Origin of the sequence: Paractinoplanes rishiriensis (assembly GCF_016862375.1) — a bacterium.
Taxonomy (GTDB): domain Bacteria; phylum Actinomycetota; class Actinomycetes; order Mycobacteriales; family Micromonosporaceae; genus Actinoplanes; species Actinoplanes rishiriensis.
This window is the reverse complement of the sequence record NZ_BOMV01000005.1, coordinates 12,112-24,635: the sequence shown is the minus strand read 5'-3', so window position 1 is coordinate 24,635 and position 12,524 is coordinate 12,112. Positions and strand designations below refer to the sequence as shown.

At 70.1% G+C, this 12,524-nt stretch carries 13 protein-coding genes; 5 read left to right on the top strand and 8 right to left on the bottom strand.

What is annotated here, in order from left to right:
* Window positions 1-22: 22 nt before the first annotated feature.
* Genes Ari01nite_RS02110 through Ari01nite_RS02100 form a run of 3 tightly spaced genes read right to left on the bottom strand, consistent with a single transcriptional unit; the run spans window position 23 to window position 3,648 of the window.
* On the bottom strand, window positions 23-2,224 hold the full coding sequence (locus Ari01nite_RS02110) for an aminotransferase class III-fold pyridoxal phosphate-dependent enzyme (RefSeq protein WP_203778811.1): 2,202 nt from the start codon (window positions 2,222-2,224) through the stop codon (window positions 23-25).
* A gap of 6 nt (window positions 2,225-2,230) precedes the next feature.
* A complete protein-coding gene (locus Ari01nite_RS02105) occupies window positions 2,231-2,428 on the bottom strand; it encodes a ferredoxin (protein ID WP_203778810.1) in 198 nt (65 codons plus the stop codon).
* A gap of 32 nt (window positions 2,429-2,460) precedes the next feature.
* A complete protein-coding gene (locus Ari01nite_RS02100) occupies window positions 2,461-3,648 on the bottom strand; it encodes a cytochrome P450 (protein ID WP_203778809.1) in 1,188 nt (395 codons plus the stop codon).
* A gap of 263 nt (window positions 3,649-3,911) precedes the next feature.
* Between Ari01nite_RS02100 and Ari01nite_RS02095 the strand changes: the two genes are divergently transcribed.
* The 3 genes from Ari01nite_RS02095 to Ari01nite_RS02085 all read left to right on the top strand — a co-directional run bounded on the left by Ari01nite_RS02095 (window position 3,912) and on the right by Ari01nite_RS02085 (window position 6,285).
* Entirely contained in the window at window positions 3,912-4,511 is a 600-nt protein-coding gene (locus tag Ari01nite_RS02095) for an NADPH-dependent FMN reductase (RefSeq protein ID WP_203778808.1), read from the top strand.
* On the top strand, window positions 4,508-5,140 hold the full coding sequence (locus Ari01nite_RS02090) for an NAD(P)-dependent oxidoreductase (protein WP_203778807.1): 633 nt from the start codon (window positions 4,508-4,510) through the stop codon (window positions 5,138-5,140). The genes Ari01nite_RS02095 and Ari01nite_RS02090 overlap by 4 nt, the downstream gene beginning before the upstream one ends.
* Before the next feature lie 506 nt (window positions 5,141-5,646).
* Window positions 5,647-6,285, top strand: coding sequence for a response regulator transcription factor (locus Ari01nite_RS02085; RefSeq protein ID WP_239162416.1), 639 nt, complete (start codon window positions 5,647-5,649; stop codon window positions 6,283-6,285).
* A 59-nt stretch (window positions 6,286-6,344) separates the two neighbouring features.
* On the opposite strand, the gene Ari01nite_RS02080 is transcribed toward Ari01nite_RS02085, so the two are convergent.
* Window positions 6,345-6,695 carry a DoxX family protein gene (locus tag Ari01nite_RS02080; RefSeq protein ID WP_203778805.1) on the bottom strand — a complete coding sequence of 117 codons (351 nt, stop codon included), beginning with the start codon at window positions 6,693-6,695 and terminating at the stop codon, window positions 6,345-6,347.
* A gap of 92 nt (window positions 6,696-6,787) precedes the next feature.
* Here Ari01nite_RS02080 and Ari01nite_RS02075 point away from each other — a divergent pair, with 92 nt between their 5' ends.
* Window positions 6,788-7,294 carry a MarR family transcriptional regulator gene (locus Ari01nite_RS02075; RefSeq protein ID WP_203778804.1) on the top strand — a complete coding sequence of 169 codons (507 nt, stop codon included), beginning with the start codon at window positions 6,788-6,790 and terminating at the stop codon, window positions 7,292-7,294.
* A gap of 261 nt (window positions 7,295-7,555) precedes the next feature.
* A complete protein-coding gene (gene tuf, locus Ari01nite_RS02070) occupies window positions 7,556-8,746 on the top strand; it encodes an elongation factor Tu (protein ID WP_203778803.1) in 1,191 nt (396 codons plus the stop codon).
* A 51-nt stretch (window positions 8,747-8,797) separates the two neighbouring features.
* Here the strand turns inward: tuf and Ari01nite_RS02065 are convergent, their stop codons facing one another.
* From Ari01nite_RS02065 to Ari01nite_RS02050, 4 genes are all read right to left on the bottom strand, one after another.
* Complete coding sequence (locus Ari01nite_RS02065) at window positions 8,798-9,808, bottom strand: pectate lyase family protein (protein WP_203778802.1); 1,011 nt, start codon at window positions 9,806-9,808, stop codon at window positions 8,798-8,800.
* A 102-nt stretch (window positions 9,809-9,910) separates the two neighbouring features.
* Window positions 9,911-10,765 carry an AraC family transcriptional regulator gene (locus Ari01nite_RS02060; RefSeq protein WP_203778801.1) on the bottom strand — a complete coding sequence of 285 codons (855 nt, stop codon included), beginning with the start codon at window positions 10,763-10,765 and terminating at the stop codon, window positions 9,911-9,913.
* 3 nt (window positions 10,766-10,768) lie between these two features.
* Window positions 10,769-11,197 carry an SRPBCC family protein gene (locus Ari01nite_RS02055; protein WP_203778800.1) on the bottom strand — a complete coding sequence of 143 codons (429 nt, stop codon included), beginning with the start codon at window positions 11,195-11,197 and terminating at the stop codon, window positions 10,769-10,771.
* 146 nt (window positions 11,198-11,343) lie between these two features.
* The gene (locus tag Ari01nite_RS02050; RefSeq protein ID WP_203778799.1) at window positions 11,344-12,372 is read right to left on the bottom strand and encodes a pectate lyase family protein; all 1,029 of its coding nucleotides are present in this window, start codon (window positions 12,370-12,372) and stop codon (window positions 11,344-11,346) included.
* Window positions 12,373-12,524: the final 152 nt, after the last annotated feature.

Here is a 12,524-nt window from a genome sequence, read left to right as displayed (position 1 = left end):
ACCTCCTGGTGGATTGGGGTGATCAGGAGCCGGTCAGCGACGTGGCCGGCCGCGGATCCGGAACCTGGCTGGTCGGCCCGCGGCCGGACAGCCGCCGGCCGAGCCAGGGGAACTTCTGGCCGAGGATCCGGCCGGCCGCGTGCCGGTAGACCATCAGCGGGGTGATCCCGCGGGTGCCGGCCGCGATGCGCTCGGCGAGGGTCTTGAGGTCGGCGGGGTCCGCGGCGACCCGGTGCCGGATCGCGAGCAGCGGCACGTACACGTTGCTGCGCTGGAAGATCAGGTCGGCCAGCGCCAGGGTGAGCAGGGTGCCCGGGGTGGAGCCGTGCGGGAACGACAGCAGGCGGTGCTCCATCGTCAACCGCATGTGCGCCGCCCGGCCGGCGACCGGCCCGAGCACGGGGGAGTCCTGGCAGACCGCGTCCAGGTTGGCGCGCAGTTCCGCGTACGCCTGTTGGAACTCGGCCACCGTGCCGGCGTCGAGGCTGCGCAGCGCGTGCAGCGAGATGTGCGCGCCGAGGTTGTGCCGCAGCCGGGTCCGCAGCACCGCCACGTGTTCCGGATCGGTGGCGACGGCGTCGCGGTAGACCGGCTCGGACACCACGACCGAGGCCGCGGGCATCGTCATGTCGCTGATCGTCTTGCCCAGCGACACGATGTCGGCAGGACGCATCCGATCGTGGTGCGCCAGGTAGCCGGCACCGCTGCGCCAGCCGCCGGTCAGCACCTCGTCGACGCCGACCAGATAGCCGCCGGCCTCGCGTCCCTCGTCGATGACCCGCACCAGGGCGTCCGGCAGCGGGCGGCAGGTCGCCCCCTGGATCAGCTCGAACCACACGAGCGCCACGTCGCCGTCCGCAACGACCTCGCGGAACCGGTCGGCGGCGCCGGCGGCGAACGGGTCGAGGTGGACCAGCCGGTGGTAGTACGGCCGGAAGGCGTCCTCGACCGACTCGGTGCGCTGCGGCCCGTACTTGCTCAGGTTGAGCGAGAACAGGGTCTTGCCGCCGTAGTTGCCCTTGAAGCTGACCACGGTCCGGCGCTGCGGCCGGGCCAGCGCCGCCAGGCTGACGGCCACGTGGTTGGCCACCGCGCCGCTGACCGACGGGAACGCGTGCGGCAGGCCGGTCAGCTCGGCGAGAACGCCCTCCAGGTCGGCGGCGTAGTCGTGGCCGGGGTCGTGCCGGTCGAGCACCTCGGGCACCAGATCCGGTGGATTGTGGCCGCGCAGGTTGCTGCCGAAACCGCCGGCGCAGTCGATCACGTCGCGCCCGTCGCCGGTGGTGAAACGGCCGCCCGACGCCCGCCGCACGTCGACGTTGAGGTTGAACACCTTGGCCATCGCGGCGATGTTCGGGTTGATGTGCCGGCCCCAGTAGTCCACCGTGACCGCGGGGTCGGCATCGATGGCGGCGAGCACCGCCCGGTGCCGGTCGGTCAGACAGCCGGCCCGTTCGAGCGCGTCGAGGACGATCGCCGCGCAGAGCACGTTCCCGCCGTAGGTGGAGGTGTGCGCGAAACAGTCGACGTGGTTGCGCCACACCCGGTGCGCCCGGGGCGACATGGTCAGCGCGCCGAACGGCACCTGCCGGTCGGCCAGGTTCTCGCCGAAGACCATGACATCGGCGTCGATCGGGTTGGCGAACACCGCGGTCCCGGTGAGCTCGGTCCCGGTGAGCTCGGTTTCGGTGGCACAGAGCGCCACCAGGCCGGAGGCCCGGCGGCAGGCGGCGAGCAGGTCGCCGAGCGCGGGGTCGGTGAGGTCGGTGTCGTCCTCGCGGACGATGAGGACGCCGGTCCAGGTCGTGCCGGGGAACCGGCGGGCTGCCTCGGCGGCGGTCGGTGCCCAGGCCACGTGCGGGATCAGGGCCTCGTCGAGCCCGGCCCGCACCGGGTCCATGAACTCCTGGTACCGCCCGCGCGGGTCGAGCAGCAGGACCCATCCACCCGAGTCGCGCCCGTCGCGCACGGCCGTGTGCCGGGCCAGCTTGATCGCCGCCGACAGGGCTTCCAGGCCCGAGCTGAGCAGATAGGACACTCGCGGCCCGGCCGGCCCCACCGGGGCCAGGTCGCTCAGCACGTAGCCGAGCTGGGCCGCTGTCGCGTTGACGTAGTTGCTCGCCATCAGGAAGTTGCAGCGCCGGTCCCGGTTGTGCTGGGCGATCAACCGCAGGGTCCGGGCGGACGCGGGCCGGAAGACGGAGGACGCTCGATCGTCGGGCATCGGTGCTCAGCCCTCCAGCTTCAACGCGGCGACGGGGCAGATGAGGACGGAATCGGCGGCGGCCGCGCGCAGCGGCGGTGGAATCTCCTGCCCGTCGAGGGGGAATTCCAGGTCACCCTGGTCGTCCAGGCGGAACAGTTCCGGGGCGGCGGACTCGCACACGCCGTGCCCCTCGCACCGGTCGCGGTCAAGGGTTATTCGCATCGGGACCACCTCGGCAGACGCAGGTCGATGTATCAGGAGTGCAGAGTCGTAGGCAGTTCCGCGAGCCCGCGGATGGTGTTGTGCCGGCGCCACACCGGCGGGCCCACCTCGATGTGTTCCACCCGGGCGGCCAGTTCCGCGAGCAGCGCGTGCGCCTCCATCCGGGCCAGGCCCTGCCCCACGCAGCCGTGGATGCCGTGCCCGAACGCCAGGTGCATGGCCACGTTGGGCCGGGTCACGTCGAAGGTGTCCGGCTCGGGAAAGACGCGTTCGTCGCGGTTCGCCGAGGCGAACAGCAGGAAGACGCGGGAGCCGGCGGTCAGCCGTACGCCGCCGGGCAGTTCGTGGTCGCGGGTGACGAGCCGGCAGAAGCCCCGCGCCGGCGTCTCGTACCGGACGATCTCATTGAACGCGGCGGGAATGAGCGACGGATCGGCGCGCACCCGCTGCCACTGCTCCGGATGCGTGCCGAACAGCCAGATGGCGCTGGCCAGGGCGCTGACGGTGGTGTCCAGCGAGGGGACCAGGAAGTCGCCGAGCAGGACGGGCAGCTTGGCCGCCGGCACCTCGCCGGCGTCGACGGCGGCGACCAGGTTGGCCCCCCAGGTGTCCGCCCGCAGGTTGCGTGAGACGGCCAACTGGTCGAGGAACTCCCACAGGCCCTTGAGCACCGGGAAGCCCGCCATGGTGCGCTCGTTCATCGGCCCCAGCGCGTTGAATCCGGCCCCGGCCCACTCGAGCAGCTTGCCGGTCTCGTCCTCCGGCCAGCCCAGCAGATCGGGCACCAGCGAAACCGGGAAGCGCTGGGCGAACTCCGGCACCGCGTCGAAGCTGCGGCGCTCCACCAGCTCGTGGACCAGGACCGCGGCCCGGTGGCGAACGTGCTCCTGGTGGTGCCGCAGGGCCTTCGGGGTGAGCTGCCGGCCGATCACCCGGCGGATCTGGTCGTGCTCCGGCGGATCGCTGGCGATGGTGCCGCCGGCCATCACCTTGTTCAGTTCCTCGCTGAGCCCGACTCCGGAGCCGGAGGAAAAGGTCTCATGGTCGTGCAGAGCCGCATAGATTTCGGCATGGCGGGCCAGTGCCCACACCTGATATCTGCTCAGCCAGACCGCCGGTCCGGACTCCCGCAATTGCCGATAATTGTCGTACGGCGCGATCACGGATTCGTCGGAGTAGAGGTCCAGGTCAGACGTCGGGGTTTCGGTCGTGACAGTCACGTCGAGCCTTCCCGGTATTACTGAATTCGGCACGGAATGCATCATGTGAACGATCCGGTGGGACCTAGTTTTTCGGGGCCCCGAGGAGTGGGTCAAGGCCGCGATTACCAAGTCTTCGCGAAGTTTCGTCGGGCCGGTGTCAATTCCGTGCCAGGGTGGGTCGCCCTGCCAGTGCCCGTCTCCGCCCGGTCTGGTTGCCGGCGCGGCCCGGGGTGACGATGGCGTCGAACAATCACCCCGTTGTGCCCAGACGAGGAGTCAGCATGTCCGACAAGGTGCTCAACCTCGCCGTGATCATCGGCAGCGTGCGGGAGGGACGGTTCGGTCCGGTGGCGGCGCAGTGGTTCACCGAGCAGGCCGAGCAGCACGGTGGCTTCAAGGTGACGGTGGTCGATCTCGCCGAGGTCGACCTGCCGCTGGTGCTCGGCCCCGAGCCGCCGGCCATGGCCACCGCCGACACCCGTCCCGCCGCGATGGCCCGGTGCAGCGCCGCCCTCGCCGGGGCCGACGCGTTCGTCGTGGTGACCCCGGAGTACAACCGCAGTTTCCCGGCCTCGGTCAAGGCCCTGATCGACTGGCACTACACCGAGTGGCAGGCCAAGCCGGTCGGCTTCGTGTCGTACGGCTCGACCGCCGGCGGCCTGCGAGCCGTCGAGCAGCTCCGGCTCGTCTTCGCGGAGATGCACGCGGTGACGATGCGCGACTCGGTCAGCTTCGCGAACTACTGGGAGCTGTTCACCGAGGACGGCAACCTGATCGAGCCCGAACCCGCGGTGCGGGTGGCCCGCGGCCTGCTGGACGACCTCAGCTGGTGGGGCGGTGCCCTGCTGGAGGCGCGGTCCGCGACGCCGTACCGGGCATGAGGATCGCCGTCGTAGGTGCCAACGGACGTACCGGCCGGTCGGTGGTGCGCCAGGCGCGGGAACGGTCGATCGAGGTGACGGCGGTCGCCCGGCGGCACGGGACGACACCGCCGGAGCCGGGTCTGTCCCGCGTCGCCGGTGACGTCCTGGACCGCGAGCGGATCACCGATGCCCTGGCCGGCGTGGACGCGGTCGTCTCGGCGGTGGGGATCGGGACGTCCCGGCAGCCCACCGAGCTCTATTCGGCCGGCACGGCCAACCTCCTGAACGCGATGGCGGCGAACGGCGTGAAACGGGTGGTGGTGATCTCGGCGCTCCCGGTCGGCGCCGGGCCGGAGCATTCGTTCGCCGACCGCAGAATCGTGTTTCCGATCCTGGAACGGATCTTCGGCGCCACCTATCGGGACATGCGGCGGATGGAGGCGCTGCTGCGGGACAGCGCGGCCGACTGGACGTCGTTGCGTCCGCCGCGGTTGGTGGCGGCGCCGGTTACCGGCCGGTATCGGCTCGACGCCACCCGGCCCCTCCCCGGGGCGCGTTCGATCAGCTACGCGGATCTAGCCACCGCGGTGCTGGACGTGGTTGATCGCGACGACCTGCACCGCCGTGCGGCGTACGTCGCCAACTAGAGCCCTGCCCCGCCGGTCCGGTGGCCGCGCGCTCGCCCGTCCCCCCGTCGCGGCGCACGCGCGGCCACCGGGTGAACTCGAAGAATGCATTCCCGGGTTTGCCGGCCGGCCGAAAAGATTCATTTATTGTTTCGACGCGACGCCGCCGTCGCCCGTCGAAGATCAATGTCCGATCGGTGCCGGATATTCGTCTCGGTAACATGTTCGTAATCACATTGACAGCTGGCTCGCGGTGCCTTTAATGCCGTTCTTCCCGGGCCTCGTCATGGCACATATTGTATTCACGCCAATCGTTGACATCCACCAATGGAGCTGGGTACGGTCGAGTGACGCCAGAGCAACCGAAGGTAACAGGTTGAGGGAAAATGTCTCGGCAAACTGTGAATCTGCTCGAACGTACTAGGCATTGCTCATGTGGTGCGAAAGCGGTGGCTCCGGCGGAGGGGAGCCACTCGGAGGTCGCGACGGGAGTTCCCGGGCAATCGGCGACGCGGCGGGTTCTGGTGGTGGACAGCAACGCGGCGGAGGCCGAGACGCTGACCCACGGACTGCGGCGGCACGGTCACGAGGTCGCCGTGGTCGGCACGGCCGCAGCGGCCCTCGGCTCCTTCGAGGAGGCCGACATCGTCCTGCTGGACCTCGAACTGCCCGATCTGGACGGGCTCGAGGTCTGCCGTGGCATCCGCGCGGCCTGCGACAAGCCGGTCATCGCCGTCACCTCGCGCGGGGCCGAACTCGACCGGGTGCTGGGTCTGCAGGCCGGTGCCGACGACTACCTCGTCAAGCCGTACGGCTTCCGCGAGCTGCTGGCCCGGATGGAAGCGGTCCTGCGGCGCACCCAGACGACCGCGCCGGCGGTGCGCACGGTGTCGCACGGCCCGCTGGAGATCGATCCCAGCGTGCGGCGGGTCCTGCTGGACGGTCGCCGGATCGATCTCACCCGCAAGGAGTTCGACCTGCTCTACCTGCTCGCCACCAACCCGGACACGGTGATCCCCCGTAAGCGGCTGATGCTGGAGATCTGGGGTGACTCCTGGTCCCGGCGGACCGTCGACACGCACGTCGGCACCCTGCGCAGCAAGCTCGGGGCCAGCAGCTGGGTGATCACCGTACGGGGGGTGGGCTTCCAGCTGGGGCACGGCTGAGCACGAGGATGACCGCATCCCGTCCGGGGTGCGGTCATCGCCGTTCGCGGCGCCGGCCCTCAGACGGAGGCGAGGCCCAGCGCCAGCGGGGCGGCGGCGAAGACCGCGAGTGCGGCCGGCACCGGAGCGCCCTTGGCATCGTTCGCCCGCAGGTGGGCGATGACCGCTCCGATGAAGAACAGCACCACGCCGATGGCCGCGGCGATGCCCAGCGGCCGGAAGAAGATGCCGATCAGCAGGCCGGCGGCACCGGCCAGCTGGAGGGCGGCCAGCACCGGGAACATCCGGTCCGGGACGTGCAGCCGGGTGAGCGTGGCCGTCACTTCTTTCTCGCGGATCAGCTTGAAGCGGGCCGTCACCACCAGCACGACAGAAACCAGGACGGCGGAGACGATGTACGCGATGTTCATGGGTTCCCCTCCATAGTTGAGCAACTCCGATCGTTGAACGCTATCAACAATTGAAGCAGGCGGTCAATCGGCGCCCTGTTATCGTGGGCGCTGTGCTGCTCGTGCTGGTGGCGGCACCGGACGGAGGCGACATGGGTGACTCGCGGGACTGGCTGAGCCTGACGCTGGCCCGCCGCGGAGCGATCGCGGACGCCCGGTTGCGGGCCGCGCTCGCCGCCAGCAAGCTCACCCCCCGGCACGTGACCGTCCTGCTGCACCTGGACGCGGAGGCCGCCTGTCAGCAGGTGCTGGTCGAGGTGCTCGAGGTGGATCCGAGCGTGCTGGTCAGCCTTCTCAACGACCTCGAACGGTCCGGGCTGATCGAGCGGCGCCGGGATCCCGCCGACCGCCGCCGGCACATCGTCGAGATCACCACGGCCGGCGTGGGCACGCTCCAGGACGTCGGCACGGCCGTCGCCGCGGCCGAGGAGGAGTTGTTCGCCGCGCTGTCCCCGGCCGAACGGGAGACCCTGGGCGAACTCCTGGGCCGGGTGGGCGTCCACCGGTCCGGCGACTGCCCGCGCAGCGGCCTGAAGGCGGCGCTCGGCATCGGCTCCTGAGCGGCGCGGAAATTCGTTCGCCCGGCCGGGCGCCGGGAGCTAACGTGACGGTCATGTTCGCGCCCGGTCTGCAGCTGCCCCTTGCGGTGGCTCCCGTGTGCGATTTTCCCGGCGCCGATACGCGAGTCTGACCCTTCCCCACCGGCAGCAGAACCCCGGGGAAGGGTGGGCTGCTCCCTGCGCGGGTTCTGACGCGCCCCGCCTGGCGACGGGGTCGTGTACCACCGAAGTGCCTTGCATCCAGTGAGGATTGAGAAACCCATGGCCAAGAGCCAGTTCATGCGTACCAAACCGCACCTCAACATCGGCACGATGGGGCATGTCGACCACGGCAAGACGACCCTGACGGCGGCCATCACGAAGGTTCTCGCCGACCGCGACCCGGCAACCAACCGGTACGTGGCGTTCGAGGGCATCGACAAGGCGCCGGAAGAGGCCGCCCGCGGCATCACCATCACCATCGCGCACGTCGAGTACGAGACCGAGGCGCGCCACTACGCCCACGTCGATATGCCGGGCCACGCCGACTACGTGAAGAACATGATCACGGGCGCGGCTCAGGTGGACGGGGCGATCCTGGTGGTGTCGGCTCAGGACGGCTCGATGCCGCAGACCCGGGAGCACGTGCTGCTGGCCCAGCGGGTCGGCGTGCCGTACCTGGTGGTGGCGCTCAACAAGAGCGACGCGGTCGACGACCCGGAGCTGCTCGACCTGGTCGAGCTCGAGGTCCGCGAGCTGATTTCGGAGTACGGGTTCCCCGGTGACGAGGTGCCGGTGATCCGGGTCAGCGCGCTGAAGGCCCTCGAGGGCGACCCGCACTGGGTCGGTTCGATCGTCGAGTTGCTCGACGCGGTCGACAACTACGTGCCGATCCCGCCGCGCGAGTTGGGCGAGCCGTTCCTGATGCCGATCGAGAACGTGCTGTCGATCAGCGGGCGGGGCACCGTGGTGACCGGCAAGGTCGAGCGGGGCACGCTGCGGGTCGGCGAGCCGGTCGAGGTGGTCGGCCTCGGTCCCACGCTGACCAGTGTGGCGACCGGGCTGGAGACGTTCGGCAAGTCGCTCGAGTCGGCGCAGGCCGGCGACAACGCCGCCGTACTCCTGCGTGGGGTGAAGCGCGAGCAGGTGCAGCGCGGCCAGGTGGTCGCGGTGCCGGGCAGCGTGACGCCACACCACAAATTCACGGCGACCATGTACGCGCTGACGTATGCCGAGGGCGGGCGGCACACCCCGTTCGAGGCGAACTACCGGCCGCAGTTCTACTTCCACACCACCGACGTGCCGGGTGGTCTGGATCTGGGCGGCCGGGACCTGGTGATGCCGGGCGACACCCTGGACTCGGTGGTGGTGACGCTGGGCAAGCCGGTCGCACTCGAGGTCGGTCTTGGTTTTGCGGTACGCGAGGGCAACCGCACGGTCGCCGCCGGCACGGTGACCGAACTGCTGGATTGAACCACCGCTGAGGAGGTGTGCCGGACGTACCGGCACACCTCCGTGCGGGTCCTATCCGAGCCGGCCCGCGCCGGCGCCCGCGGTCACCGCTGCGGGCACTCCGTCGCAGGGCTCCACGGTGTACGGGTAAGGAATTTCCTCGGTGGTGCCACCGGACTGCGGCTCGCCGGACTCGGCGAAGCAGTTGTCGCGCTCGACGAGGTCGCCGAGTTCGGTGCCGCCCACGCCGCGCTGGAACGGCTGCGCGACGCCCTGGAAGAAGTTGCCCTCGACCAGGATGCCCGCCTCCGAACTGGACCGGACGCCGTACTTGCTCACGGCGCGGTAGTAGTTGTTGTAGACGTGCGCGGGGTTGCCGAAGCGGACCCACGGGTTGCGCTCCACCGTGCCGTCGAAGAAGTTGTGGTGGTACGTGACCTTGAGCCGTCCCTTGTCCTGGTGCGCGTTGCCGGCGAAGTGGCCCACCAGCATGTTCTTGCCGTGGGTGCTGTGGTTCCAGGACACCGTGACGTACGACGAGCCGCGCTTGACGTCGGCGGCGCCGTCGAACCCGGCGACGAACGTGTTGTGGTCGATCCAGACGTGGTGGGTGAACATCTGCACGTTGATCGCGTCGTCCGCCCAGGCGTCGAACTTCAGGTTCTGGATGATCACGTTGTGCACGGCGTCGGCCGGCGGGTCGGTGATGCTGTCGTCGATGGGCAGGCCGATGTTCAGGCCGCCGCCGGCGCCGAGCCCGACGATGGTCTTGTCCGAGGCGACGTTGTGCATCGGGCCGGGCAGCGTCAGGATGCCGTCGACCTGGACGATGAGCGGTTCCGGCTGGGCGATCGCGGCGAGGAAGTCCTCGGCGGTGCGCACGGTGACGGTCGCTCCGCCGGCGCCGCCCGTGGTGCCGTCCTGGCCCCAGGCCGGCACGGCGGCGAATCCGTCCGGCGATCCGGTGGCGCCGGTCAGGGCCGGGGCGGCCGTGGCGGGCCGGGGGAGTGCCGCGACGGTTCCGGCGAGCAGTAGGCCGACTGCTGCGGCGGCCAGGGCCGGGCGTGTTCGTCGTACCTCCATGGTTTGGTTTTGCATGGTGACCTCGCAGACGGTTGGTGCCGCCTCGGGGCGGGCGGCGATTAGTAGACGCGGTGGAGGCCGGGCAAAAGACAGAAATCCGGCTCATCGGGCGAGACGCACCAACGGCAGCCGGATCTGGGTGGTGTTGAGGTGGGCGTCCGGCCGGACGGTGCTGGTCAGGTAGCACTCAACGAGGGGGAGGCCAGCGACGCGGTAGCCGGCGAACGACTGGGCGGTGGCGTAGACGGACCGGTGGGCCTGGGGCAGCGAGGTGTAGGGGCCGGTGTGGGTGGCGACGGCATACCAGCCGCCGGGCACGGTCTGGAAGGCGACGCGACCCCGGGTGTGACGTGCGGCCGTGACCCCGAGGCAGGCGTCGAAGCGCAGCAGCCGGGCCGGGGTGATGCCCGGTGCGTCGTGGCCGACACCGAGCCAGGGTCCGGTCACCCCGGTCCGTCCGTGCGACCAGGCGGCCAGATCCTCGAAGAGGGAGCCGTCGACGTCCTCGTAGGGGCCGAGGTGACGGAGGAACGCCGCCGGCTGGGGCCGCAACTCGGTCACTCGGACCGCCGAGAGCACGCCCTCTCCGGCCTGCTGCTCCAGCCCCGGCCGGCGCGCCGGGAGAGGTGCCGCGACCGGAACGGCGGCGCGGTAGGCCGACGGGGTGGTGGCGAACCGGCGGGCGAAGGCGCGAGCGAAGGTCTCCGGCGTCTCGTAGCCGACGGCGGCCGCGATGCCGGCGATCGGCCCGGCCTGGGTGGCCAGGTAGAGTGCGGCCCGGTCCAGCCGCAGCCGGGCCACGTAGGCGTGCGGGGTCTCGCCGATCTCGGCGACGAAGACCCGGTGAAAACGCGAGGCGGACAGGCCGGCCGCCGCGGCCAGCGCCGGGGCGGACAGATCCCGGTCGAGGTGGGCCTCGACGTGGACCAGGACCCGCATGACATCGGCACGGATCACCGATCAGACCACCCGCGCCAGCCGGTCGAGATTGCCCTGCAGCCGCCGTCGCATCATCGGCTGCATCAACCGGCCGACCAGCCGGGCGACACCCCGGTAGCGAGGCGTGACGGTGAGCCGCAACTCGGTGCCGGAAGCGACCGGCGCCAGTTCGTAGACCATGTCGGTGTCGCCCGCGCCGGGATAGGTGATGCGGACGGCCAGCATCCGGTCCGGGTCCAGGGCGGTCACCTCCGAAACGATCTCCATGGTCCTGCCCTGTGCCTCGACCACCTCGATCGACCTGGCGCCCACCCGCATCACCCGATCGCCGAGCGGCCGCGACTCGCGCAGCCCGTCGATCCACCGGGTCAGCAGTTCCGGCTCGGTCAGGTAGCGGAACACGGCGGGCGGCCCGGCCGGCACGGTCACCGTCAAAACTTGCTGAGTCATCGGTGGGCGCTCCCGTTCGATCGCTGCTGACCGGGTCCAGCATGCCGTCGCGGCCGCGCAGCCGGGTGACGTTTTCTGCTGTCCTGTCGCGGCGCACACGGCCCGCCGTGCCGGGTGGCGCGGCGGGCCGGTCGGGTGCGCCTGGATCAGATGCGGCCGGCGCCCGCGCCCGCGGTCACGGCGGCCTTGACGGTGCCGCTGCTCTGCGCGGTGTAGCTGTACGGGAGGGCGGCCACCGAGCCGTTGGTCTCGCACGGGCCGGAGTTGGTCAGGATGTTGTCGCGGGCCACCAGCCGGCCCGGGTCGGACTCGAAGATGCCGCTGGCCGACCAGCAGGCCTGCTGCACGTTCTCGAAGACGTTGCCCTCGACCAGGGTGCCGGCGTCCATGACACTGGCGATCGCGTACGACTCCTCATTGTTTTTGATGTTGGAGTAGTAGTTGTTGAAGACGTGTACCGTCTCGCCGAAGCGAACCCGCGGGCTGCGCTCGAAGGTGCGGTCGAACCAGTTGTGGTGGTACGTGACCCGCAGGTGCCCGGTGTCCTCGCTCTCGTTGCCGTCGGAGTGCCCGACCAGCGAGGTCTTCCAGTGGTCGCGGATGATGTTCCAGGAGACCGTGACGAAGTCGCCGGCATGCGTGATGTCGATCATGCCGTCGTAGTGGTCGGGGTCGTCCTCGATGGTGCTGGACAGGGTGTTGTGGTCGATCCAGATGTTCCGGGCGTTCTCGATCTGAATGGCGTCGCCGCCGACCACGCCGCGGATGTTCATGTTCTGGATGATCACGTTGGCCGGCGACATGTCCTCGATGTTGAATGTGGTGTTCGAGACGCCGGAGTTGGCCCCGACGCCGCGGATCGTCTTGTTTGCCGAGATCTCGATCGTGCCGGAGCCGCTGAGCATGCCGTTGACCAGGATCGTCCGGGCGCCGCTCGCCTCGGCCTGGTCGCGCAGCGCGGACCAGCTCGTGACGGTGACGGTGGTGCCGCCCTCGCCGCCGCGGGTGCCGCCGCCCTGGGTGGCCCAGCCCACGTCGGCGGCCAGGATGTCGACCTCTGCGTCGGGCGCGGAAACGGCGTTGGCGGCGGCGCCGATCGTGACGGCCAGGGCCGTGGCCGCGGCCGTGGCGAGAGATGCCTTGACGATGCGGCGCGGTATCTGGGGGATCTGCATGATGGGACCTCCTGCGTTGGGGGTACGCGTCTTCCCAACGTAGGAAGGTCCATCGAAAACAGTCAATAACTCTTATTTGCAGTTTTGTTGCAATGAATTGGGACAAGGTGGCCTGCCGGCGCGTCGGTCGGCAGTCATTGGGTAGCTATTGT

Bases quoted from the DNA above. Each gene is read 5' to 3' on its own strand.
- Ari01nite_RS02065 (WP_203778802.1), bottom strand. From the start codon at position 9,808: ATGGAGGTACGACGAACACGCCCGGCCCTGGCCGCCGCAGCAGTCGGC.
- Ari01nite_RS02050 (WP_203778799.1), bottom strand. From the start codon at position 12,372: ATGCAGATCCCCCAGATACCGCGCCGCATCGTCAAGGCATCTCTCGCC.
- Ari01nite_RS02095 (WP_203778808.1), top strand. From the start codon at position 3,912: ATGTCCGACAAGGTGCTCAACCTCGCCGTGATCATCGGCAGCGTGCGG.
- Ari01nite_RS02090 (WP_203778807.1), top strand. From the start codon at position 4,508: ATGAGGATCGCCGTCGTAGGTGCCAACGGACGTACCGGCCGGTCGGTG.
- Ari01nite_RS02055 (WP_203778800.1), bottom strand. From the start codon at position 11,197: ATGACTCAGCAAGTTTTGACGGTGACCGTGCCGGCCGGGCCGCCCGCC.
- Ari01nite_RS02080 (WP_203778805.1), bottom strand. From the start codon at position 6,695: ATGAACATCGCGTACATCGTCTCCGCCGTCCTGGTTTCTGTCGTGCTG.
- Ari01nite_RS02105 (WP_203778810.1), bottom strand. From the start codon at position 2,428: ATGCGAATAACCCTTGACCGCGACCGGTGCGAGGGGCACGGCGTGTGC.
- Ari01nite_RS02110 (WP_203778811.1), bottom strand. From the start codon at position 2,224: ATGCCCGACGATCGAGCGTCCTCCGTCTTCCGGCCCGCGTCCGCCCGG.
- tuf (WP_203778803.1), top strand. From the start codon at position 7,556: ATGGCCAAGAGCCAGTTCATGCGTACCAAACCGCACCTCAACATCGGC.